The 23,681-nt window shown below is 63.5% G+C and carries 15 protein-coding genes; 7 read left to right on the top strand and 8 right to left on the bottom strand.

Going from position 1 to position 23,681, the window contains the following annotated elements:
* Positions 1–29: 29 nt before the first annotated feature.
* Positions 30–302 carry a hypothetical protein gene (locus tag ACK4FH_RS13505; RefSeq protein ID WP_409814582.1) on the top strand — a complete coding sequence of 91 codons (273 nt, stop codon included), beginning with the start codon at positions 30–32 and terminating at the stop codon, positions 300–302.
* A 297-nt stretch (positions 303–599) separates the two neighbouring features.
* Here the strand turns inward: ACK4FH_RS13505 and ACK4FH_RS13510 are convergent, their stop codons facing one another.
* Positions 600–1,712, bottom strand: a complete 1,113-nt coding sequence (locus ACK4FH_RS13510) for an anhydro-N-acetylmuramic acid kinase (protein WP_409814584.1) — start codon at positions 1,710–1,712, stop codon at positions 600–602.
* An 86-nt stretch (positions 1,713–1,798) separates the two neighbouring features.
* On the opposite strand from ACK4FH_RS13510, the gene tyrS reads away from it, so the two are divergent.
* Positions 1,799–3,049, top strand: coding sequence for a tyrosine--tRNA ligase (tyrS, locus tag ACK4FH_RS13515; RefSeq protein WP_409814586.1), 1,251 nt, complete (start codon positions 1,799–1,801; stop codon positions 3,047–3,049).
* Between the two features lie 141 nt (positions 3,050–3,190).
* On the opposite strand, the gene ACK4FH_RS13520 is transcribed toward tyrS, so the two are convergent.
* Both ACK4FH_RS13520 and ACK4FH_RS13525 read right to left on the bottom strand, forming a co-directional pair.
* Positions 3,191–4,327 carry a ferritin-like domain-containing protein gene (locus tag ACK4FH_RS13520; protein WP_409814589.1) on the bottom strand — a complete coding sequence of 379 codons (1,137 nt, stop codon included), beginning with the start codon at positions 4,325–4,327 and terminating at the stop codon, positions 3,191–3,193.
* Between the two features lie 87 nt (positions 4,328–4,414).
* Positions 4,415–7,912, bottom strand: a complete 3,498-nt coding sequence (locus ACK4FH_RS13525; RefSeq protein ID WP_409814591.1) for an AsmA-like C-terminal domain-containing protein — start codon at positions 7,910–7,912, stop codon at positions 4,415–4,417.
* 204 nt (positions 7,913–8,116) lie between these two features.
* Here ACK4FH_RS13525 and bcp point away from each other — a divergent pair, with 204 nt between their 5' ends.
* From bcp to ACK4FH_RS13545, 4 genes are all read left to right on the top strand, one after another.
* Entirely contained in the window at positions 8,117–8,707 is a 591-nt protein-coding gene (gene bcp / locus ACK4FH_RS13530; RefSeq protein ID WP_409814594.1) for a thioredoxin-dependent thiol peroxidase, read from the top strand.
* Positions 8,708–8,712: 5 nt separating this feature from the next.
* Positions 8,713–9,543, top strand: coding sequence for a ferritin-like domain-containing protein (locus ACK4FH_RS13535; RefSeq protein ID WP_409815315.1), 831 nt, complete (start codon positions 8,713–8,715; stop codon positions 9,541–9,543).
* 123 nt (positions 9,544–9,666) lie between these two features.
* Complete coding sequence (locus ACK4FH_RS13540; protein ID WP_409814597.1) at positions 9,667–11,043, top strand: peptidoglycan DD-metalloendopeptidase family protein; 1,377 nt, start codon at positions 9,667–9,669, stop codon at positions 11,041–11,043.
* On the top strand, positions 11,021–11,614 hold the full coding sequence (locus ACK4FH_RS13545) for a polymer-forming cytoskeletal protein (protein ID WP_409814600.1): 594 nt from the start codon (positions 11,021–11,023) through the stop codon (positions 11,612–11,614). The genes ACK4FH_RS13540 and ACK4FH_RS13545 overlap by 23 nt, the downstream gene beginning before the upstream one ends.
* A gap of 97 nt (positions 11,615–11,711) precedes the next feature.
* Here the strand turns inward: ACK4FH_RS13545 and prfB are convergent.
* The 4 genes from prfB to ACK4FH_RS13565 form a co-directional block, all read right to left on the bottom strand.
* Positions 11,712–12,840, bottom strand: a protein-coding gene (gene prfB / locus ACK4FH_RS13550) for a peptide chain release factor 2 (protein WP_409814602.1) whose coding sequence is annotated in 2 segments (ribosomal slippage) — positions 11,712–12,770 and positions 12,772–12,840 — 1,128 coding nt in all. Because the reading frame shifts where the segments join, the coding sequence is not laid out codon by codon here.
* A 278-nt stretch (positions 12,841–13,118) separates the two neighbouring features.
* Complete coding sequence (locus ACK4FH_RS13555; protein WP_409815318.1) at positions 13,119–14,294, bottom strand: NAD(P)/FAD-dependent oxidoreductase; 1,176 nt, start codon at positions 14,292–14,294, stop codon at positions 13,119–13,121.
* Entirely contained in the window at positions 14,291–17,029 is a 2,739-nt protein-coding gene (locus tag ACK4FH_RS13560) for a penicillin-binding protein 1A (RefSeq protein ID WP_409814604.1), read from the bottom strand. The genes ACK4FH_RS13555 and ACK4FH_RS13560 overlap by 4 nt, the downstream gene beginning before the upstream one ends.
* A 164-nt stretch (positions 17,030–17,193) precedes the next feature.
* A complete protein-coding gene (locus ACK4FH_RS13565) occupies positions 17,194–18,597 on the bottom strand; it encodes an N-acetylmuramoyl-L-alanine amidase (protein ID WP_409814606.1) in 1,404 nt (467 codons plus the stop codon).
* A gap of 798 nt (positions 18,598–19,395) precedes the next feature.
* Between ACK4FH_RS13565 and ACK4FH_RS13570 the strand changes: the two genes are divergently transcribed.
* Positions 19,396–22,002 (top strand): Rne/Rng family ribonuclease, encoded by a 2,607-nt coding sequence (locus ACK4FH_RS13570; protein WP_409814608.1) that lies wholly within the window; start codon positions 19,396–19,398, stop codon positions 22,000–22,002.
* A gap of 67 nt (positions 22,003–22,069) precedes the next feature.
* Here ACK4FH_RS13570 and ACK4FH_RS13575 read toward each other — a convergent pair whose 3' ends face one another.
* Positions 22,070–23,476 (bottom strand): gamma-glutamyltransferase, encoded by a 1,407-nt coding sequence (locus tag ACK4FH_RS13575; RefSeq protein ID WP_409814611.1) that lies wholly within the window; start codon positions 23,474–23,476, stop codon positions 22,070–22,072.
* Positions 23,477–23,681 lie beyond the last annotated feature (205 nt).

Genomic DNA, 23,681 nt, shown 5'->3' on the forward strand with positions numbered 1-23,681 from the left:
CCCGGAACAAGGCCCAAGGGATGGAAGCCATGAGCGACGCAATCGGCCCCGGCGATCTCGTTCTCTGCGTCAATACTGCGCCGAACCATGTAACGGGCTGGCCCGTGCCGCTGCAGGCCGGCGAGACCTATGTCGTCTTCGCCGTGATGGAATTTGCCTGCCCCTGCGGGCGCTCCGACGCGCTGCTCGATGTCGGCGTCGACTTCGCCTGGTGCCAATCCCGCTTCCGCCTCCTGCCCAAACCCAAAGCCGAGGAAAAACCCCGCGCCGCTTCGAAGCCGAAGGAGACGGAGAAGGTTTGAGACGGAGCAGGTTTAGCGGCAAATGCGAAGCTTGCTGCGGTACCTCGAGAAGATTTTCTGCTCCGTCTTTAGGGCTGAATGTGCTCAATCTCGCTTCCAAATGCGCTCGGACTGACCTTATAACTCTGTCCCTTCGCATCACCGAGCCCAACAAGTTCAAATGTTCAAAGGACTCTGTTTCCAACTGGATGAAGGTTGTGACTCAGGTCACGCACGACAGTCATCTTCGTTCATCCATTTGTACCCAGATCAATAAGGCGGAAACCCAGGATTCCCTTGAAAACATAGAATACTACCCTACCCCAACACCTTCCCCGCCCGGTGCAACTGCCCGCCCGGCATGGGCTCCGGCACGCCCGTCGTGCCCGGCAGGCTGAGGGGTTTGCCGCGGAGCGCGCGGACGGCGAGGTAGGCGAAGGCTTCGGCTTCGATGTCGTCGCCGCGCCAGCCGAGATCCTCCGCAGGCAGAACACCGCCCTGGAGCCTGCGGCTCAGCATGGACATCAGCACCGGGTTGTGCCGCCCGCCGCCGCTGACGATGAAGCGCGAGGGCACGCCCGGCACATGGGCGAGGCCGCGCGCGATCGCCTCCACGGTGAAGGCGGTGAGGGTCGCCGCACCGTCGGGCGCGGAGAGGTGGCTCACCGCATCGGGCGAGAAGGAAAATCGGTCGAGCGATTTCGGCGGCGGCGCCTCGAAGAAGGGATGCGCCATGAGGCGCTCCAGCGCTTCCATGTCGACTTCGCCCGCGCCCGCCATTGCGCCGTCGCGGTCCACCGGCTCGCCGGTATGGGCATGGGCCCAGTCGTCGATCAGCGCATTGCCGGGGCCGGTGTCGAAGGCGATCAGCGCGCCGTCCGTGCCGACAAAGGTGATGTTGCCGACGCCGCCTATATTGATGATGGCGACGGGCTCCGAGATACCCGCGCTGCGCGCCAGCGCCTGGTGATAGAGCGGCACGAGCGGCGCGCCCTGCCCGCCGGCCGCCACATCGGCGCTGCGGAAATCATTGATGACGTCGATGCCGGTGAGGCGCGCCAGCACGTCGCCGAGGCCGATCTGCACCGTGCGGCGGCGCTCCGGCTGGTGGAGCACGGTTTGCCCGTGAAAGCCGATCACCGAGATGTCGGCGGGTTTCAAGTCCGCATCGGCGAGGAGCTGGCGGACCGCGATGGCGTTCGCCAGGGTGAAGTGTCGCTCGGCCTCGGCGATTTCCTCGGGCATGGGGGCTTCCGGCTCCCAGGACTTGGCGGCTTCGAGCGCCATGGAGAGGATCAGCCGTTCCTCGGGCTTGTAGGGAACGAAGGCCGAGGGGCCGGGCCTGACCGCGCCCTCGCCATCCGTCTCCACGATGGCGGCGTCGATCCCGTCGAGCGAGGTGCCGCTCATCAATCCCAAGGCTCTTATCATTCTGCCGTCTGCCCGTTTTGCCCCTGCGGCGGGCCCGTGATACACCAGCCGCCAATTCCAGCCTATCCGAAACCCGGGCGATCATCATGTCCAGCTTCAAGTCCGATTTCCTGCGCGAACTCGAGCAGCGCGGCTTCATCCACCAGCAGTCCGATGCGGGCGCGCTGGACGAGATTGCCGCGACCCGCGTGCTGACGGGCTATATCGGCTATGACGCGACGGCGCCGAGCCTTCATGTCGGCCATCTGATGCAGATCATGATGCTGCGCTGGCTGCAGAAGACGGGCGGCAAGCCCATCGCGCTGATGGGCGGCGGCACCACGCGGATTGGCGATCCGAGCTTCCGCGACGAGGCCAGGCCGCTGCTGACCGACGAGAAGATCGACGAGAACCTTGCCGGCATCAAGGCCGTGTTCGCGAAGTTCCTTGAGTTCGGCGAGGGCAAGACCGGCGCGATCATGGTCAATAATCGCGACTGGCTGGACAAGCTTCAATACATCGACTTCCTGCGCGACTACGGGCGCCATTTTTCGGTGAACCGGATGCTCTCCTTCGACAGCGTGAAGCTGCGGCTCGACCGGGAGCAGAACCTGTCGTTCCTCGAATTCAACTACATGATCCTGCAGGCCTACGATTTCGTGGAGCTGAACCGGCAATATGGCTGCGAGCTGCAGATGGGAGGTTCGGACCAGTGGGGCAATATCGTCAATGGCATCGAACTCGCGCGGCGCACGGCGGGCGCGCAGGTCTTCGGGCTGACGAGCCCGCTGCTCACCACCTCCTCCGGCGCGAAGATGGGGAAGACGGCGTCCGGTGCCGTCTGGCTCAATGCCGACATGCTGTCTCCTTATGACTATTGGCAATACTGGCGCAATGCGGAAGATGCCGATGTCGGCCGCTTCCTCAAGCTCTTCACCGAATTGCCGCTCGGCGAGATCGCGCGGCTCGAGGCGCTTGGCGGGTCGGAGATCAACGAGGCGAAGAAAGTGCTCGCCACCGAGACGACGGCGATGGTGCATGGCCGTGCGGAAGCGGAGAAGGCGGCGGAAGCCGCCCGCACCGCCTTCGAGGAAGGCGCGATCAGTGCCGACCTGCCCACGGTGGAAACGGGCGAGCTTGCGGGCGGGCTCGGCCTGCTCACCGCGCTGGTGCAGGCGGGGCTTTGCGCCTCGACCAGCGATGCGCGCCGCCAGATCAAGGGCGGCGCCGTCCGCGTCAACGATTCTGCCGTGAGCGACGAGAAGCTGACGCTGACCCTGTCGCATCTCACGGGCGAAGGCGTGGTGAAGCTTTCGCTCGGCAAGAAGAAGCATGTGCTGCTGAAGCCGAAGGGGTGAGGCACAAAAAAATTCTGGCCCTTCCGTTGCCAGAAGGGCCAGTTCCTGAACGCTCCCTGATTTCTTTCTTCTGTTCTTCTTTTTTATCCTTGTCGATCGCGTTCCGCGGCTATTGGCTGCCGCTTTTCACTTGCGCCCGCCTTATTCGGCGGCCGTGGCACCCGTGAGGGCGAAGACGGCGTTGTCGCCGCCCGCGCCGTTGATTGCCTGCAGATATTTGATGCCTTCCTCCGCAATATCGTCTCCGATCATGCGGTCGCCCTCGCCATAGAGTTCGGCCATATCGACATAGGCGGCATACATGGGCGCCGTGCGGCTCGTGATGATGCCGGCTTTCACCAGCGTCTTGATGAGCACACGGAAGATATTGGTCGATTCCTGTAGCTCCTTGCGCATGTTCTTGTCGGTGAGCGCCTCGGCGAGCGCGCCCTGCACCCAGCGCCAGTCGAGGCCGACCTTCTCGTAGATTTCCTTCTTCTGCTCGGGGCCGGTCGAGTTGCGCATCAGCGTCAGGAACACTTCAAGCGCCCAGTCCTCGATGAGATCGCGCTCGGCTTCCGGCAGGTTCGGCACGGTGCGGTCCGCCCAGATTTTGCCGAACTTGTGATGGAAGGCTTCGTCCGTCATGGTGAGCTGCATCAGCCGCTTCAGCAGCGGATCGGTCGTCTTGGCGTAGAAGGTCGCGAAGGCGCCCATGGCAAGGCCCTCGACGATCATCTGCATACCGACGAGTTTCTTCCAGACGAGCGGCGAGGCGACGATCTCGCAGAGCAGTTTTTCCAGCACCACGCCGCAAGCGGTGGGCTTGCCCCAGCGCGCCTGGATGTAGCGCGCAAAGCCCGTCACGTGGCGCGCTTCCTCGCGGGTCTGGTTCGCCGCATATTCCTGCGCGCCGGGGTCCTTCAGGATGTGGCAGAGCGAAGCCGAGAGCGCGAGCGCGCCCTGCTCGCCATGCAGGATCGACGACATGCTCCAGCGGATGTTCTCGTTGATGAGGTAGATCTTCTGCTTCTCGTCGAGCTTGTCGGAGACGGCCGTCTTCAGCTCCATGCTGAAATCGACCGGCATCAGTGCCTCGTTCTCGAGGTCCCAGGGCTGCGAGAAGTCGATATATTTCGGGTCCAGCGGGTCCCAGAAATGGTCATGGGTCGCCGAGATGATCTTGTCGAAAGCGGTCGAGCGCTTGCCGTAGCGGTCGACATCCATCATGGCCGGAAAGTCGTCCGGCGCGACCGCCTCATAGGCGGCATCCATCGTCATCTTCTGATTGGTGGACATGGCTCCTCCCTCCTTGTCCGGTCAAAAGCGATGGGGAAGCTTACCGATGCGGAGTGTTGCTCCGCAATCCTAAAAACGACGCGAGCTTCAATTTCGTGCGGGCGGCGTTTCGGCGGGTGATTCTGCGGTTTCGGGTGCAATTTCAGGACTTTGCACCGCAGCCGGCGGTTCCGACGGCTGCTCGGGCGGCAAGGTAGCGCCAAATTCAAAGAGCCGCCGGAGGAATCCGGGCGCGAGCGCGGAGAGCGGATTGGCGATGACGGTCGGATTGTCGGTCTTGCCGCGAACGCCATAGGTGATGGCGAAGACGCCCTCGCCTTCGCGCCCGACGATCAGCGGCCCCAGCACGGGCACCTGGCCGAGAAAGGAATTGATCGTATAGGCGGGGACGAGCGTTCCCTCGATGTCGATCCTGTCTTCGGCGCGGTCGATCTGGCCATCCGCGGTGAGACCGATCGCGGGGCCCGACATGCGTGCGTCCTTCACATGGATGCGGTTCTCGGTGAAGGCAAAGGGGAGATCGAGCCGTTCGAAGAAAATGCCCTCGCCGCGCATCGTATCGCCGATGCCGGTCAGCGAACCAAGCGTCAGGATACTGGCGAGCACCGGCGCATCTGCGATGCGGAACTTGTCGATACGAAGCGTGCCGGACAGGGGCGAACCCGGCTTGCTGTCGTCATATGAACCATTCGCACGAAGCTCGCCGCCGCGCATGCTTCGCGTGAAGTCGAGCGCGCGCAAGACGGAGCCGGCATTCGCGGACCGCGCCTGCAATGTCCGTTCGCCGGTCCCGTCCGGTCCGATGGTCACTGTAATGGGCGCATCGTCGCTGTCGATCGCCGTCAGGTTCAGAGACCAGAGCTGGCGATCCACCTGCACCATGTGAAGCGAGACGTCCCGGAACAATGCGCCGTGATGGCCGGTTGCCTCATCTATATCGGCGGTCAGTATGGTCCGGCGCAACGGGTCGTTCACGAGTTCACCGGTCAGGACGACAGGATCCGGAGCGGGCGCTTCGGGCTGATCCTTTTTCCCGGAACCGCCGAGGAAGCCGCTGAGAAGGCCGCGAGCATTGAAGCGCGAGCCTCTCACTTCCATCTGCAGGGCGGCATCGGCCACCGGCCCGGCACGGAAACTGAAATCATTGTCGGGGCCAAGCTTCACAACCGGCAGGTCTGCCGCAATCAGGCCACCCGCCGGTCCTATCGTGAATGTTCCCCGCGTTTCGATGCCGTCGCCTTCGAGTTCGAAACCGGAAATGCGGTAAGCGCCATCTTCCAGCATGGCAAGGTCGAAGGCGACGGTTGCGAGCTCTCCCGCGGGTTTCCACCAGCCCGCATCGTCGAAGCGCACCACGGCATCCGTCAGATCGGCGCCGATCGATCCTCGGTTCACACGCCGCCCGTCACCGCTCAAAGTCGCATCGATATTGGCCGTGCCTGCAATAAATTCATCGAGCTTCAGGCCGAGCGCCGCTCGGCCTTCCTCGTCGAGCGGACCTTTCAGGCGGTAGGAAGAGCGTGGCGCGACGCCCTCTCCGAAATTCTCGCGCCATTCGAGATCGAGCTCGGCGGCATGGCTGAGGCCGATCGGCCCCTTCGCGCTCAGACCCTGCCGGTCAACCGTCAGATCGAGCGTGCCGGATGTGACAGAGAGATTTTCCTGAATGTTCGGAATGGAAACGTTCTCAGCGCGGCCCGTGCCGGAGAAGATCACCTCATCCATCTCCACGTGTTTCCGGAGAGGCAAGGAAATTGCGCCTGTCAGCCGGCCGGTGCCGCCGACATCGGCCGGATCGAGACCGAAATTGCTGATGAGCCCGAGCGGTTCGCGGTCGAGTACCGAAAGAATATCCGCCGTCGTGCCTGCAACGGTGAAGGCGATATGGCCGGGGGCGCCCTTGGTCGCAAGCTGGTCGGCGTAGAAATGCCCTTCGCTTACGGCAATATCGCCCTTGCCCTGCTGCCGGATGACGGCAGAGGGCACCCATGCGTCGAAGCGGTTGCCTTCAACAAGGCCGCGCGCCTCGACATCCTCCATCGGCGGCAGTTCGCCGAGATAGTGAAGCGTCTGCCCGCTCGCGGTGAATTCGAAGCGCAGGTTTCCCGGCGGAATTGGAATGTGGTTTTCGGCGTCCTCGATCATGCCGGCAGGCAGATCGACCTCGAAACGTCCGCCGGTCAGCGTGCCGCCGGAAAGATTTTTGCCAACCCATTCGCGTGCGCCACGCGCAAGTTCGTAAGGCCAGATCGCGACAAAGGCATCGAGCGGCAAGGGTTCGATCGTGCCACTCACCTTGACCGCAGGCGAACGCTTGGCATCGGTAACGCTTCCTGCGAGGCGAATACCGCCGCCTGCCGTGCCGACGAAGAGTTCACCGATCTCGGCCTTCATGGCGTCGAAATCGAGCCGTGCATTGAGGCGCATCACATCGAGATCGACGGGGCCTGCAAAAAACCCCGGCACTTCGGTATGCACGCGATCGGCCGTGAGATCGGCCGTGACTGCGGCGATATTCAGCCCCTCGCCCATTTCGTAACCGATGGTGCCCGAAACAGTCGCATCATGCGGGCCCGCCTTGAAGGATAGTTCCTCCACCGTGATGAGCCGCGTTGCGCCATCGACGCGGACAACGCCTTCCGCCTTTTCAAGCGGGATCGTCGTTTCCCAGGGCTCCGGCAGATTGATCTCGCCTGCGCCGGATTGCAGTTGCAGCCGTGCCGATTTCAGATCGCCGTTACGTTCGATTTCGACTTCTCCTTCAGCGTGAAGCGGCGCATCGAAAACAGCGTAGTCGGAGAAGGCAGGCGACAAGCGCGACAACGCCGCCGGTACAACATCGCTCGCCCTGACTTTTATGCGCGCAGCCTCCTCGCCTAAAGGCAGAAAGCCATTCATCTCTAGCCGCGCGGTCGTTTCGGCGAATTGAAAATCGGCTTCGAGCATGCCGGCGATGCCGCCGTCGCCGCGATAGATTGACATATTCGCCCTGGGTGCCTCGAAGGTGACGCCGTTCACCTCGTCGACGAAAGTCAGTCGCGCATTCCGGATACCGAAACGGGTCAGATAACCGAGCGGCGTCGCGATGTCGCTCTCGTCAAGCAGCGCCTCGATCAGCGGGCCAAGTATCGCCGCCTGCCGGCCATCGGGATCGGGTTCGGCTCCCTCTTCGCCCAGTGCGAGCGTCACGCCGGTTCCGGGCCGTCGCAGGACCGTGGCGCTCACGCCGTAAAGATCGACAGATGTGGGGGCAAGCATACCGCGAAAGAGTGCCGGAAGGCTCAGGTCGAACGCGAGTTGCGGCACGGTGGCGATTTCATTGCCATCGGCACCTTTCAATTGCACATCGGACAGGCGCAGCGCCAGATCGCGCTCTTCGGCTGCCCAGATGAGGATTGTGTCGCCGATGACGAGTTCGCCGCCCTGCAGCGCCGGGCGCGCGGCATCCTCGATCATCCGGTTCAGGATCGAGATCGAGACAGGCCCCGACGACAGCCGCCAGGCGAGGACGGCGAAAAGCACCGCCACCACCGCAACGGCGACACCCGCGACTTCCAGGGCAATTTTACTGGTCCGGCGTATCAAAGAACTACGTTAACTCCTCTCGCTAGCCGCGCCATGAAGACCGGAGAATTGCGGCGAAAGCGAGTCAGGCGACTTTCTATCCCCAGCCGGGTTCCCTGTCTGCAAATTTGGGGCTAGCCAGCGGCGTGCGGCAAACAATATTAACGGCAGTGGCGCGGTTTTCCGTCAGCCCGCCAGACCCGAGCAGCAAGGAGCTAGGTATCCATGAGCAAGGCCCCCGCGAAGAAGAGTTCCACCGCCAAGCCGAAGCCGGCGGCAAAAGCCAAAGCGGCAGCAAAAGCGAAGACCCCGGCCAAGCCCAATGCGGCAGCAAAGGCCGATGCCGGCTCCCGCCTGCCCGCCGAGGGCAAGAAGGCCCCCGCGTTCTCGCTGCCCGCCGATGACGGCTCGACGGTTTCCCTGAAGTCGCTCGCGGGAAAGAGGGCCGTTCTCTATTTCTATCCGAAGGACGATACGCCGGGCTGCACCACGGAGGGCATCGCCTTCAGCGCGCTGAAGAAGAAGTTCGACGCGGCGGGCACCGTCGTTCTCGGCATCTCGAAGGACTCGATCGAGAAGCACTGCAAGTTCCGCGACAAGCACAATCTGACCGTCCGGCTCCTTTCCGATGAGGATGGCAAGATGCTCGAGGCCTACGGCGTGTGGACGGAAAAGAGCCTTTATGGCCGCAAGTTCATGGGCATCGAACGCAGCACCTTCCTGATCGATGAGAAGGGCGTCGTCCGCAAGGTGTGGCCGAAGGTGAAGGTGAACGGGCACGCCGAAGAGGTGCTTGAGGCGGCGAAGGCGCTTTGAGCGGCATGGGCGCGACATCGCTGGCAGAGGCCGCGCGGGAGGTGCTTCTCTGCGGCGATGCGGATGAAAAGGCGCGTCTGGCGCGCATCGTTGCGGCGCGCTGGCGGGCGGGCGGGCTTGTGCCCGGTGCGACTGTGGCAATGCCCGACCGTCCGAACCGTCCTGCGCGGCCGGCGCTCCTGCTGCCGCGCGACATGCCAAGGCGGACCTTCAAGGGCGAGCGGGGAAGGGTCGCCCTGCTCCATTCGCTTGCCCATATCGAGCTCAATGCCATCGACCTCGCTTTCGACCTTGCAGGGCGCTTTGCCGGCGAGGATATGCCTCGCGCCTTTTTCGACGACTGGGTGGCGGTCGGTGACGATGAGGCACGTCATTTCGCCATGCTGCAAGCGAGGCTCGCAGCGCATGGCGCGAGCTATGGCGACCTGCCCGCCCATGACGGGCTCTGGCAGGCGGCGGAAGAAACGCGGAGCGACCTTCTGGCGCGGCTCGCCGTGGTGCCGATGGTGCTGGAGGCGCGCGGGCTCGACGTGACGCCGGCCATGATCGGACGGCTGACCGGCGCGGGCGATCATGAGAGTGCGCGTGTGCTTGAAACGATCTATACGGAGGAAAAGGATCACGTCGCAGCGGGAGCGCGCTGGTTTGCCTATCTCTGCAAAAGGCGGGGCGAAGATGCCGAGGCCGCCTTCCACCGCCTCGTGAAACGGCATTTCCGCGGCGCCCTGAAGCTGCCCTTCAATAAGCCGGCGCGCGACGAAGCCGGGCTGCCTGCCGGTTTCTACGAGCCGCTGGCCGCTGCTGCGCTCCCGTCCGGGCCGGCGAAAACGTCGTGAAGCGAAATATGGTGAATGAATATTAACCATTAACTTCAAAACTCTACCGGCGTATGTTGTAAGCCTGTGCCAAATTGGGTGGAATGGGCACACATAAATGGGGGGCTTGGGGCATTGAGGGGCATGCACCAGCGGCGTAGTTGGGCCGACAGATTTCGCAGTTTCGTGCGGCATATGTATGTGGAGAGGCAGATTTACATCCGCTCCCACGGGCATGTGCAGTTCATTTCGCTTTCACCGCTGACACAGGCGGTTTTCGCGTTTATCGCTTTCGCCTGCCTGACCTGGGTGGCCTATTCCTCGGTCAATGTCGTCTTCAAGGAGCAGATCATCGCGGCCAAGGATCGCCGCTATGTGAAGATGCAATCCTCCTATGAAGAGCGCGTGGCGCGGCTCCAGTCCGCCTATGACGAACTCAACGGCCAGCTCATCATTACCGAAGAACGCTTCCTCGCCACCACCAAGCAGCTCGAGGAAAAACATGAGCATCTGGCGATGCTTATGAGCCAGCGTCAAAGTGCTGGATCAACGCTCGATACGATGCGCCGGAACTATGCACAGACGGTCTCCGGCCAGACGGTAGCGAGCGCGAACGGCAATACGGTGCTGATGCGCGTCGATGGGACGGGCGAAGGCGGGGCCGAACTGGTCCACACCACGGCAAGGCCGCAGCAGCAGACCGCCAATCTGGAGCGTTTCATTATCGAAGCCCCCCAGGACAGCGCCGTCATAGACATTGGCGAGCTTGCGGGCCGGGCCGAACGGCCGAACGAGGTCGTGGCCCAAATTGACGCAAGGCTGGCCCAGCTTGACCACGCCCAGCAGGGCCTCATCAACTCTGTCGAGGAACTGACGGACCGCAGGCTCCGGGAACTGAAATCCATCGTCTCCATGACCAAAGTGGTCAATCCCGACGACCTTCTGAAGCGCTCGGCGACCCAGTCCGCCCAAGGCGGCCCCTTCATCGAACTGGCGGGCGGGCTCGATCTGGCAGGCGGCGACGAGAGCGCCTTTGCCAAGCAGCTCTTCCGGGTCAGCCAAAATCTGAGGAAAGTGGCCGATCTAGAGGAATCCATTGCAAGAATGCCACTTGCCGAGCCCCTCATTCATTACCGCAAGACGAGCAGCTACGGCTCGCGGCGCGACCCGTTCAACGGGCGCATGGCGTTCCATTCCGGTGAGGACATGGCGGCGCCTCATGGTACAAAGGTATATGCACCGGGAGCCGGAATCGTCACTTTCGCAGGCTGGCGGGGCGGTTACGGCCGGGTCATCGAAATCGACCACGGAAACGGCTTCAAGACACGCTACGGGCACCTTGGCTCAATGAACGTCAAGGCTGGCCAGAAAATTGCATTCCGGGATGTGATAGGCAAAGTCGGGTCCTCTGGACGAAGCAGCGGTCCCCATCTCCACTATGAGGTCTGGTTCGACGGTATCGTTCGTAACCCCTCCAAGTTCATCGAGGCAGGGCAATATGTTTTCGCGAAACAAGGATAAAGACACAGAGAAGGCGCCGGCTGCCGCCGCGCCCGTTCCCGCGCCTGTGGCCGGCGCCGGACGGCGCCCCAATGTTCGCACGGCGCCCTCCATCATCTCCGCCGACCTGGTGGTGCATGGCAATCTGACCGCGACCGGCGACATCCAGATCGACGGCACTGTCGAAGGCGATATTCGCAGCCAGTCGCTGACAATCGGCGAGAAGGCTTCGATCACCGGCGAAATTGTCGCTGAAGATATCGTGATCCGCGGCCGCGTCGTCGGCACCATTCGCGGCCGCCGCGTGCAGCTTTCCTCGACCTGCCATGTCGAGGGCGACATCCTGCATGAAGCGCTCGCGGTTGAGACCGGCGCCTTCTTCGAAGGCAATTGCCGCCATTCCGACGATCCGATCAATCAGTCGAGCGCCGCACCGGCGGCTCGCGGCACCGCGCCGCGTCCGCCTGCCTCTTCGGGCCCGCTGGTTTCGGACGCGCCGCGCCCGGCCGTGCCCCGCCCTGCCCCCGGCAATGACAGCCCGGTGGTCGTGAACGATGGCGGCGTGGTGGTGAAGCGCCCGGCGGCGCAGTAAGCGGCCAGACAAACCTTCGTCAGACAGCACCTGACATGCGAAAGGCCGGAGAGCGATCTCCGGCCTTTTCGTTTGTCCGCTTTCGGGACACCTGTCCCTAATCGATATCCTCGACCGCCTCGGCGCCGCCATGCACGCGGGCGGCAAGGGCTGCGGCCATGAAGGCGTCGAGGTCGCCGTCCAGCACCTTGGCGGGATCGGGGCTTTCGATGCCGGTGCGCAGGTCCTTCACCATCTGATAGGGCTGCAGCACATAGGAGCGGATCTGGTGGCCCCAGCCGATATCGGTTTTACCGGCTTCCTGCGCGGCGGCGGCTTCCTCGCGCTTCTGCAACTCCTGCTCATAGAGGCGGGCGCGCAGCATGTCCCAGGCGGCGACACGGTTCTTGTGCTGCGAGCGTTCGTTCTGGCAGGCGACCACGATGCCTGTCGGGATATGGGTGATGCGGACCGCGCTGTCGGTCTTGTTGATGTGCTGGCCGCCCGCGCCGGACGCGCGATAGGTGTCGACGCGGCAATCGCTCTCGTTGATCTCGATCTCGATGCGATCGTCGACCACTGGATAGACCCAGACGGACGAGAAGCTCGTATGGCGGCGCGCGGCGCTGTCATAGGGCGAGATGCGGACGAGCCGGTGAACACCCGATTCCGTCTTCAGCCAGCCATAGGCATTGTGGCCCTTCACGACGATGGTGGCCGACTTGATGCCCGCCTCTTCGCCGTCATGCCGCTCGATCAACTCCACCTTGTAACCGCGCTTTTCCGCCCAGCGCGTATACATGCGCAGCAGCATCTGCGCCCAGTCTTGGCTTTCGGTGCCGCCGGCGCCCGCATGGACTTCGACATAGGTGTCGTTCTGGTCGGCTTCGCCGGAAAGCAGCGTCTCGACCTCGGCTTCCGCCGCCTCGTTGCGCGCGGCACGAAGCGCAGCCTCGGCCTCGCTCACGATGCCCGCATCGCCCTCGGCCTCGCCCATCTCGATCAGTTCGATATTGTCGTTGAGCGCGGCTTCGAGGCGCCGGTAGCGGCCAATGGATTCCTCAAGGCGCGTGCGCTCGCGCATCAGGCCTTGCGCCTTTTCGGGATCGTTCCAGAAGGCGGGATCTTCGGCTTTCGCCGTCAGTTCGTCGAAGCGGCGGAGGGCAGCATCCCAGTCAAAGATGCCTCCTCAGCAGTGCGAGCGACTGCTTGATTTCATCGGCGAGCGTCTGCATCTCGGCGCGCATGGGGAACTCTTCTCGTTTCGTGTGCGGCCGGATTTGGCCCCGTTTCTGGCGCGGAAAATAGGGGGATGAGGGGGCGGTGTAAAGGCTCGATGGCCTGGCCCAGAGCGCCCAACGACCTCATTTGCTCTTTCTCTCTATTCGTCATGCCCGGACTTAATCCGGGCATCCAGGGCGGGGGACGAAACAACGCCGATTGCGAAGATGGATTTTTCGAAGATTGACGCCGCCTTTCGGCGGCTACTGGATTGCCGGGTCAAGCCCGGCAATGACAACTTGAATTAGAGCGCCCTCCCCGCCGCGAAGCCCGATGCCCAGGCCCATTGGAAGTTGAAGCCGCCGAGGTGGCCGGTGACGTCCACGGCTTCGCCGATGAAGTAGAGGCCGGGGACGTTTCGCGCTTCCATCGTCTGCGAGGAGAGGTCGCGCGTGTCGACGCCGCCGGCGGTGACTTCCGCCGTGCGGTAGCCTTCGGTGCCCGAGGGTTTCACGCGCCAGCGGTTGACGAGGTTCGCCGCCGCTTCGAGCTTCCTGTCCGAGAGGTCCGCGAGGCGGCCTTCCACGCCCGCGCGGCGGGCGACATTCTCGGCGAGGCTTTTCGGGAGGATACGCGCGAGCGCGGTCGCGATTTCCTGTTTCGGCGTTGCCTTGCGCGCCTCTTTCAACTCCGCCAGCACGTCGCGGCCCGGCGCCATGTCGATGACGATCTCGTCGCCCTCGCGCCAATAGGACGATATCTGCAGGATGGCCGGGCCCGAAAGCCCGCGATGGGTGAAGAGCAGCGCCTCGGCAAAGCGCGTCTTGCCATGCGAGACCACCGCATCGACCGAGACGCCGGATAGCCCTTCCAGCGCCTCGCGCAGATCGGGCCCGAAGGTGAAGGGCACGAGCGCGGGGCGCGGCGGCACGAGGCCGAGGCCGAATTGCCGCGCGATGTCATAGGCAAGGCCCGTCGCACCCATTTTCGGGATCGACTTGCCGCCCGTCGCGACGACGAGCGCAGGCGCGGCGAAGCGCCCCTTCGATGTTTCGACGGTGAAGCCAGCCTCGCCCTTCGCGACGCTCCTGATCTCCGTCTCAAGCGAGATGGTGACGCCCGCCTTCGCGCATTCAGCAAGCAGCATGTCGATGATCTGTTGAGAGGAGCCGTCGCAGAAAAGCTGCCCCAGCGTCTTTTCGTGCCAGGCGATGCCGTGGCGCTCCACCAGCGCGATGAAATCCGCCGGCTTGAAGCCCGCCAGCGCCGAAAGGCAGAAATGCGGATTGTCCGACAGGAAGTTCTTTCCGCTTGCGTGGATATTGGTGAAGTTGCAGCGCCCGCCGCCGGAGATGCGGATTTTCTCGGCGGGCTTTTTCGCATGGTCGATGACGAGCGCACGACGCCCGCGCCTGCCCGCCGTCATGGCGCAGAAGAGCCCTGCCCCGCCCGCACCCAGAATGATCGCGTCGTATGTCAGTAGAGCCCGCCCGTGCCTTCGCCGATATCGCCGCCCTGCCCGCCGCCCGCAGCAAGGCCGCGGCGTGGTTCCGGCTCCTCGCCGCCCGCACCGGGGATGCGCTCCGTCGGCACGCCGCCTTCGGGAATCGCAACGCCGAAGGGCAGTGTCGCGCCGTCCGGCCCCCGCAGGCCGTCCGCCTGCGGATTATCGTTGACGGGATCCATCATGCCGGGCGGCAGATCCTCCCCGCCATCGAGGACAGCCTCCTCGAAGGCGCCAATCTCTTCGTCGGCCACCAGAGGCACATTGCCGAACAGGCTGACGCCGGGCGCCGAGGAAGAGAGTTGCGGCTCGGTGCCCTGCTTGAAGGCCTCGAGAATGATGCCCGAGCCCTCGCCATCGGCGAGCTTGCCCGTCTTCGCATTCACCTTCACAAGCGAAATGCCAGGCGGTACACGGAAGGGAACGGCCGGCTTGTTGCCGATCGCGCGCTGCATGATGTTTGCGAATACCGGCGCCGCCGCACGGCCGCCGGTTTCTGCACGGCCGAGCGGGCGCGGCTCGTCGAAGCCGATATAGATGCCGACCACAAGATTGGGCGAGTAGCCGATGAACCAGGCATCCTTGCCATCATTCGTGGTGCCTGTCTTGCCGGCAAGCGGCACGCCGACCTTGCGCGCTGCGCCGCCCGTGCCGCGCAGCACCGCGCCTTCGAGCATTGACGTTACCTGATAGGCCGTTTGCGGATTGCCGACCTGTTCGCGATTGTCCGGCAGTTCGGGCGGCATCACAGGTTCGGGGTTCGCCGGGTTGCGGCGCGCAGCCTCAGCCAGCGCCTCTTCCCAATCCTGCGTACAGGCAGAACAGGACCGCTCATCCTTGCGGAAGACGGTACGGCCGAAACGGTCTTGTACGCGATCAACCAGCGTCGGTGTGACTCGCTTGCCACCATTGTCGAGGATCGCATAGGCGCCGACCATGCGCATGAGCGTCGTCTCGCCAGCGCCAAGCGACATGGAAAGCACAGGCGGCATGTTGTCGGCTATGCCGTAGCGACGCGCATAGGCGGAAACGGTTTCCGGGCCGACATATTGCGCGAGGCGCACCGTCATCAGGTTGCGGGAATGTTCAAGACCGAAGCGCAGCGTCGAGGGGCCGTGGAATTTTCGCTCGTAGTTCTCCGGCTTCCATAGGCCGAGGTCGCCACCCTGATCGAGCACAAAAGGCGCGTCGAGCACCAGCGAAGACGGCGTGAATCCCTTGTCGAGGGCGGCTGCATAGACGAAGGGCTTGAAGGAGGAACCGGGCTGGCGCAGCGCCTGCACCGCACGGTTGAATTCCGACATGCCGAAGCTCAAGCCACCCTGCATGGCGAGAACGCGGCCTGTATGCGGGTCCATCGCAACTGCGGCGCCGTTCACGGCGGGCATCTGTTCGAGCGCGTAATGCGTGGCGTTCTTCTTCTCGTCGCCGAAAACGGGCGATACCCAGATCACATCGCCCACCGACACGACTTCCGAAGGCCGTGAGATTTCCGGACCGAGATAGACCTCGTTCACGTTCTTGCGCGCCCAGCGCATCGTGGAGAAGGGAACTTTCGCCCTCATCACTTCGGTCGAGAATTTGCCGTCCGGCTGGCGGAGCGGGCGAAGACCGACTTCGATTTCATCCGCCTTCACGGCCAGCACGGTCGCAAGCGTCCAGGGCTCCATATCGGAGGGCACGGGCATGGCGGCGAGCGCCTCCTGCCAGTTCTCGCCCTCTTCCAGCGTGCGCACCGGGCCGCGCCAGCCATAGCGCCTGTCATAGGCGATAAGACCTTCGCGGAGTTCGCTTGCAACGATTTCCTGCAACCTCGTGTCGATGGTGGTTCGCACCGACAGCCCGCCGCCATAAAGCTTCTCCTCACCATAAATGGCGAGCAGTTCGCGGCGCACCTGTTCCACGAAGTAATTGGCATCGCGCATCTGCACCCCGCGGGCGCGGATCGAAACATCGAGGTCCGAGGCGCGAGCCTCCGCCGCTTCGTATTGTGTGATGAAACGCTCTTCCGCCATGCGGGCGATGACCCAGTTCCGCCGGGCGATGGCGCGTTCGCGGAAGCGGTAGGGATGATAGTTGTTCGGCGCCTTGGGCAACGTCGCAAGATAGGCCGCCTCGGCGATCGTCAGCTCATCCAGCGACTTGCCGAAATAGTTGAGCGCGGCGGCAGCGACGCCATAGGCGCCGATCCCGAGATAGATTTCATTGAGATAGAGCTCGAGGATGCGGTCCTTGGAAAAGGCCTGCTCAAGCCGGAAGGCGATCAGTGCCTCCTTCAGCTTCCGATCGAAGGTGACGTCGGAGGACAGAAGGAAGTTCTTGGCCACCTGCTGCGTGATGGTCGAAGCGCCGACGAGACGGCGGTCGTTCATCACGTTGGAGATGTTGTCGATCATCGCGCGGACGATGCCCGTCGCGTCTACGCCGCCATGGCTGTAGAAATTCTTGTCCTCGGCAGCCAGAAAAGCCTCGACCACGCGCGGCGGGATGGCGCTGATCGGTACGTAGAGACGGCGCTCGCGGGCGAATTCGCCGATCAGTTCGCCGTCGCCCGCATGAACGCGCGTCATTACCGGCGGCTCGTAATTGGCAAGCTTCGTGTAGTCCGGCAGATCCTGATTGAGGCGCCAGACCATATAGCCACCGGCCATCAGGCCGCCTGTCAGCAGCACCAGAATGACCGCCGCAACGATCGAAAGAACTTTCAGCATCGGGTGCTCCGCCCCCACTCGCACAACATTTCCGCCCCGTTGCCCTCTAATGATCAATTATGGCACGCCCGAGGCAGCAAAACGACATCCGGCTGCGCGCATTGGCAATCAAGGTAAAGCTGCATTTACCAATAATGCGTTGCCAGTTCCTGCATTGGCTGGTGTCAGTTCGGCATCTCTGCCATGCGGTCGCCAAAATAGCGGTCGACCGCGCGGGACATGGTTTTTGCCATACCGGCTCGCCAGGCCGTGGAGGTGAGAAGTTTCTCGTCGTCGCGGTTCGTCAGGAAGCCGAGTTCGACAAGAACCGACGGCACATCCGGTGCCTTCAGGACCACGAAGCCCGCGAAACGATGCGCCGGGTCGAGCGTCTTGGTCTGCTGGCTGGCATAGTCGACCAGCGATCTGGCGAAGCGGGAGGAATAGTTCTTGGTTTCGCGCTGGGCGAGATCGATCAGGATACCTGTTACTTCCGGCGTTTCGCCCTGAAGGTCGAGGCCGGCGATAAGGTCCGCCTGGTTTTCATTGCGGGCAAGCGCGGCCGCTTCCGCGTCGGAGGCGGTTTCCGAAAGGGTGTAGACCGAGAGGCCCCGCACATCCGGCCGCTGGATCGCATCTGCATGGACCGAAATGAAGAGGTCCGCCTTGTGGCGGCGGGCAATCGCCACGCGCTCGCGCAGCGGGATGAAAATGTCGCCATCGCGCGTGAGGTGCACCTCATAGCGGCCAGTCGCGCGCAATTCCTCGGCAAATTGCCGGGCGAAAGCGAGCGTCACGTTCTTTTCCTTCACGCCGGAGCTGCCAAGGGCGCCCGGATCGACACCGCCATGTCCGGCATCGATCACCACGACGCGGCGGCGCTCGACGCGCTGTGCGGGCGGGCTCATGGGGACGGCGGCAACGGCGGCGAGTTCTGCAGCGGCATCTGCGGCGTCCGGCGCGCGGTCGGGCAGGCCCGCAGTGCGATTGAAGGTCGTTGCATCGGTCGGGGCGAGATCAAGCACGACGCGGCGGCCAAAGCCTGCCTGCGGGTCGAGTACAAAATTGCTTGCCAGTTCAACAGGCTGGGCCGTATCGATGACCACGCGCCAGGTGTCCGCCTCGAAACGGCCGTAGCGGTAGCCGGTCACGACGCCAAGGTTCTTGATGGCCGGACTTTCGGCGAGATTGAAAGGGACGCCTTTGATGTCGATGACGACGCGATAGGGTTCCGCCAGCGTGAAGATGCGATACTCCGCCGCCGCCTCGCCTGCGAATTCCATGACGAAGCGGGTCTGATCGCCGCGCTCGCCGAGGCGGATCGAGGTTACGCCCGCCCCTCCCGTCCCAGGCTGCGCGCCGGGCGGCACCGGAACCGCGCCCGCGCCAAGCGCGCCCGTGGAGAGTGCATCATTTGCGGCCGCGGCGTCTCCCGCCCGCAGGTCGGCCTCAAGCTGCCGAACCAGATCGTTGAGGTCGTTGATCTGATCGGCATTGGCCGCTGGTACAGGCGCAAGCGCAAAAATGCCCGCGATGGCCCATCGCGCGCCGATCCGTCCCCAATTCCTGCGAATGCCAGCCAAACTCATGCACACCCGCCGCTCGAAGGCGTTGGCCCCCTGCGGCCCCTTCCCGAAATACCGGTCCGCAGACGCGGCAAGCTGCGGTATTCAAAGCAACCCAAATCAGTATTTGCCTCAGATTACTTCAAAATTGGTTACCACGTCCAAAATTTACGAAGTTTCAATGGGTAGAATGGTTAATAACGGCACAATTGGCGATTTGGAGAGACGCACACCGCGCCGCTTGCCAAATCAGAGCCGCAAAAGGTAAAACCGGTTTCCAGCCGTATCCCGTCCACAGGACCATCCGGCTTGACCGGACCGCAGACAGGCTCTGCAGCCGGACCATTGATTTCGGGCAAGAGTTGCGCGCCGGTCCCGCCCCAAGGGGCAAACCGGAAGCGGGCGGCGCGGGCCCGGCCATTTCCCCGTCAAGGCAATTGCCGTGGGGCGATGCCGAAATGCGCAATCGACAAGTTCTTGCTCCCCCCGCCGCCTCTTACTGGCGCGGCGAAGGGCGGGCCCCGCCGGCACCCGGCGTCTTGATGGGTGCACCAAAGGTAGAGATGCACGACGCAGTCAGACAGCAAGCCGACCGGCCGGCGCGACGGGAATTTCCCGCAGCGGGCCACGCACCGGTTGCGTGTCGGGCCGCGCGGGTTGTCCCCGCCCCTTCATCACAGAACCCGTCCGCCGCCGCGCCGCGCCATCAAGGTGCCGACGCGACCGGCAGGACCAGAACAACAGGCGCGGTTGCGCGGCTTGCCGGACGCATGATTTTGCGACGGACCGCTCGCGACGGTTTGCGCCCCGGAGAACACCCTTATGGGAAAGAAAATGTTGATCGATGCGGCCCACCCGGAAGAAACCCGGGTTGTGGTCGTCAGCGGCAATCGCGTTGAAGAATTCGATTTCGAGTCAGAAAACAGGAAGCAGCTTCGAGGAAATATCTATCTTGCCAAGGTGACCCGCGTTGAACCGTCGCTCCAGGCGGCGTTCATCGAATATGGCGGCAACCGGCATGGCTTCCTCGCCTTCAGCGAAATCCATCCCGATTATTACCAGATTCCGGTTGCGGACCGCGAAGCCCTGCTGAAACAGCAGGCCGACGAGGCGCGCCGCGAGGACGAAGAAGAGGAAGCGGAGGAAGAGGCCGCGGCCGATAAATCCGCACCGAAGGACGGCGAGGCGAAAGCAGACGCCGAAGAAGGCGACGACGCCGAAGACGACAACGGCATGCCCGACCGCGGCGAGACCGAAACGGTCGTCTCCGATGAAACCATCGAAAGCGTGGGCGCGGAAGACGCGATGGAAGAAGCGGCCCCGCGCAAACAGCGTATCAACTACCGCTCCTACAAGATTCAGGAAGTCATCAAGCGGCGCCAGATCCTGCTCGTGCAGGTCGTAAAGGAAGAGCGTGGCAACAAGGGCGCCGCGCTGACCACCTATCTCTCGCTTGCGGGCCGCTATTGCGTCCTCATGCCGAACACGGCGCGGGGCGGCGGCATTTCGCGCAAGATCACCGTGGCGGCGGACCGCAAGAAGCTCAAGGCAATCGCGGAAACGCTCGATGTGCCGGAAGGCATGGGCCTCATTGTCCGCACCGCAGGCGCAAAGCGTACCAAGGCGGAAATCAAGCGCGACTACGAATATCTGCTGCGCATGTGGGAAAGCGTGCGCGAGCTGACGCTGAAATCGACGGCGCCCGCCCTCGTCTATGAGGAAGGCAGCCTCATCAAGCGTTCGATCCGCGATCTTTACGACAAGGACATCGACACGGTCCAGATCGAGGGCGATGAAGGCTACAAGGAAGCCAAGAACTTCATGCGCATGCTCATGCCGAGCCATGCGAAGAATGTGCAGCCCTACAAGGAAAAGCAGCCGCTCTTCCAGAAGTTCCAGATCGAGCAGCAGCTCGACTCGATGCTGAACCCGACTGTCACGCTGAAATCTGGCGGTTATGTCGTCATCAATCCGACGGAAGCCCTTGTTTCCATCGACGTGAACTCCGGCCGCTCCACCAAGGAACGGAACATCGAGCAGACGGCGCTCAAGACCAATCTCGAAGCGGCCGAAGAGATCGCACGGCAGATGCGGCTGCGCGACCTTGCGGGCCTCATCGTGATCGACTTCATCGACATGGACGAGAACCGCAACAATCGTGCGGTCGAGCGCAAGCTCAAGGAATGCCTGAAATATGATCGCGCCCGCATTCAGGTGGGGCGCATCAGCCATTTCGGCCTACTCGAAATGTCGCGCCAGCGCATGCGATCGGGCGTTCTCGAGGGCTCGACCGTCATTTGCCCGCATTGCTCGGGCACCGGCCTTGTGCGATCGGTCGAGTCGATGGCGCTGCATGTGTTGCGCAGCGTCGAGGCGGAAGCCATCAAGGGCCGTGCTGCCGCATTCACGATCAAGGTGCCGGCAGAAACGGCGATCTACATCCTGAACCAGAAGCGCGCAAACCTGCTCGATGTCGAGGAACGCTATGGCGTCTCGGTCTATGTCGAAGCGGATCCGACGCTTGCCGGCTCCGATCACAAGGTCGAACTCGCCGAGGCCCGTGCGCTGACCCGTACGCGTCCGGCGCAGGGCGCAATCAATGCCGAGAGTGGCTATTCCGACGAGGAAGAGCCCGAAGCCGCCGAGATCGAGGACGAAAGCGACGAGGAAGAGGAAGAATCCGAAGCCTCAACGCGCAGTGCCCCGGAAGACAAGAATGACGAGCGGGGCGACGGCCAGCGCCGCCGCAAGCGCCGCCGCCGCCGTGGCGGCAAGCGCAATGGCGAGACCGAAGCGCGCGGCGAGAATGAACCCCGCGATCAGGCCGATAGTGACGAAGACGAAGAAGACCGCGACGAAGAAGGCGCCGCCGAAGGTGAAGCCTCGACGCAGGCGCGCGACGAGGACGAGCAGCTCGATGCCGATGGCCAGCCGCGCAAGCGCCGCCGCCGTGGCCGCCGTGGCGGCCGCCGCAATCGCCGCCGCCAGGACGAGGATGCGAATGGCAACCCGATCGAAGGCGCCATTGCGGATGTGGATGGCGATGCGATCCTGAGCGACGAGGCTGCCGACGAGTTCGAATCCGGCGAGCCGCTCGCAACGGGCGAAGCGCCCGTGCTTCTGTCCTATTCGCGTAACGGCGATGGAGAAGATAACGACGATGAGGAAACCTGGGATGCGGAAGCAGCCCAGGAAGGTGCCTACACCGAAAGCGTGCAGGATGCCGCCGAGGCGATGGGCGACGAGGAAAGCGAAAGCGCCGATCTTCCCGAGACCGCCGACGATGACGACGAAGAAGATGAAGCCGCACTCGAACCCGTCATCGAAATGGCCGAGGCGGAAGCCGATATCCCGATGGTCGGCGAGGCACGGCCCGACGCCGGCGAGCCAAAGGCGTCGTCGAAACGAGGCTGGTGGCAGCGCCGCTGACCTTTTGCCTCAGGCAAAACAAAAGGCCCGGAGTTCGCTCCGGGCCTTTATTTTTGGGCTTTCCGCCTCAATTCACGGCGGAAAATCCGGTCACGCCCATGCCGAAACCTTGCGGGTTGCTTTCAAGGACACAGCTTGCCGCGCCGACACCCGCAGGACAGCCGATGGCATTCACCGGTGAAGCAAGGTCGGCGATACCGGCACCGATTGCAGCCTGCGCCGCCTCTGCAGACGTGAAGTTGCGAGCGATATGCTGCGCCGCCGCTGCGCCTTTTGGCGCGCCGGCCCCCGACACCGACAGACGCACGATTTCGCCGCTTGGACCCGTCACGAGAATGGGCGAGAGATAGACCGAAGCGAGGCCAGCCGCACCGACCGGGCTTGCCGCAAGCGCGACGCCGGTATCGCCTGCAATTTTTGCTGCGCCAAAAAGTCCGTTCATGGTGACGGCGCAGGCGACGGCACCGCCATTGCGGTCCATCGCGGCGAAGGTGGTCGCGCCATGATTGACCCCGGAGGGCGAAGCAGCGCCGAGGCGAGCGGCCGTCTTGTCTGCCAGCGCGGAAAGTTCCGTGGCATTTGCCGTCGCGCCTTCACGCCAGAGTTCGGCGGCAAAAACACCGGCTCCAAGTTCGGCCGAAGGAAACCAGACCCTCATTGGCCCGTGATCGGCGCTTTGCGCCGTGCTGACGATAGGCCTGTAATCCGCAAGATCGCTCTCGTCGAGGTTGCCGCCCGCGTCGCGCACCGCGTCCGCAAGCCGCCTTGCGACGGGGCCGGTATAAAAGCCCGCCGCGCCGCGCGCGCGTATCTGACCGAGGGTCGTGGAGAGTTCAAGTTGCGTGAGCAGGTCGCGCTCGCTTGCGACACGCCCTTGCGGCGCAAATACATTGGAAAGCGAAGGTGAGGCGCCGATGATGCTGGAGGCGATGGCGAACTGGGCCGCGCCTGCGCGCGACACGGAACTGCCGGTGGCTGCCAGCCGTTCGGCGGGAGCAACGACGGACGACCAGGCCGCCTTGCCATAGCGGGAATGGATATAGGCAAAGCCACGCACATTGCCGGGAACGGCGACGGCGCCGCCGCCGCGCGGGCGCGATGCAAGGAAGGAAACGGTCTCAACCGTTTTCTCGCCGGCGCCATGTACGAGGCAGATACCGCCACCGCCAAGGCCGGCTGCCGCCGGATAGGTGACCGACAGCGTGAAATAGATCGCCGCAGCCGCATCCGCCGCATTTCCACCCTGTTCCAGAACCTGCCGGGCAGCGAGTGCAGCTGCGGGCTCGTCCGCCACCGCGGCGCCTGAAAAACCGGGTGCAAGCAGGCTGTCCCTGCCCGTCCGGCCCGTCATGCGGGCCTGACGCTCGGGCTGCGTTTCGACGCCGTGGCTGACCGCCGTGCCGCGAACCGGATCGCGCGGACCATCGTCAGCGCAGGCTGCAAGCCCCAGTGAGGCCGCCAGTACGAGCGGCACCAGCTTCCGGCCGCGCCCGGCTTCAAAGTTTAACCACAATCCGGCGTTCATATGATTTTCAGGCATGTCGTCTTTCACTGGTTCCTCAAGCGCCGGATTCCGCGGGTTTTGCCGTATCTGCAGAGGAACTGCAAAAATCGGCACGATTGACGGTAGTGTGTCCCACCCCTACCGTTTAGTCGCGATCAAGCCGCGGCGTCAACAA

The sequence above is a fragment of the Parvibaculum sp. genome, assembly GCF_046297875.1.
Classification (GTDB): Bacteria; Pseudomonadota; Alphaproteobacteria; order Parvibaculales; family Parvibaculaceae; genus Parvibaculum.

Bases quoted from the DNA above. Each gene is read 5' to 3' on its own strand.
- ACK4FH_RS13505 (WP_409814582.1), top strand. From the start codon at position 30: ATGAGCGACGCAATCGGCCCCGGCGATCTCGTTCTCTGCGTCAATACT.
- ACK4FH_RS13510 (WP_409814584.1), bottom strand. From the start codon at position 1,712: ATGATAAGAGCCTTGGGATTGATGAGCGGCACCTCGCTCGACGGGATC.
- tyrS (WP_409814586.1), top strand. From the start codon at position 1,799: ATGTCCAGCTTCAAGTCCGATTTCCTGCGCGAACTCGAGCAGCGCGGC.
- ACK4FH_RS13520 (WP_409814589.1), bottom strand. From the start codon at position 4,327: ATGTCCACCAATCAGAAGATGACGATGGATGCCGCCTATGAGGCGGTC.
- bcp (WP_409814594.1), top strand. From the start codon at position 8,117: ATGAGCAAGGCCCCCGCGAAGAAGAGTTCCACCGCCAAGCCGAAGCCG.
- ACK4FH_RS13535 (WP_409815315.1), top strand. From the start codon at position 8,713: ATGGGCGCGACATCGCTGGCAGAGGCCGCGCGGGAGGTGCTTCTCTGC.
- ACK4FH_RS13540 (WP_409814597.1), top strand. From the start codon at position 9,667: ATGCACCAGCGGCGTAGTTGGGCCGACAGATTTCGCAGTTTCGTGCGG.
- ACK4FH_RS13545 (WP_409814600.1), top strand. From the start codon at position 11,021: ATGTTTTCGCGAAACAAGGATAAAGACACAGAGAAGGCGCCGGCTGCC.
- ACK4FH_RS13560 (WP_409814604.1), bottom strand. From the start codon at position 17,029: ATGCTGAAAGTTCTTTCGATCGTTGCGGCGGTCATTCTGGTGCTGCTG.
- ACK4FH_RS13565 (WP_409814606.1), bottom strand. From the start codon at position 18,597: ATGAGTTTGGCTGGCATTCGCAGGAATTGGGGACGGATCGGCGCGCGA.
- ACK4FH_RS13570 (WP_409814608.1), top strand. From the start codon at position 19,396: ATGGGAAAGAAAATGTTGATCGATGCGGCCCACCCGGAAGAAACCCGG.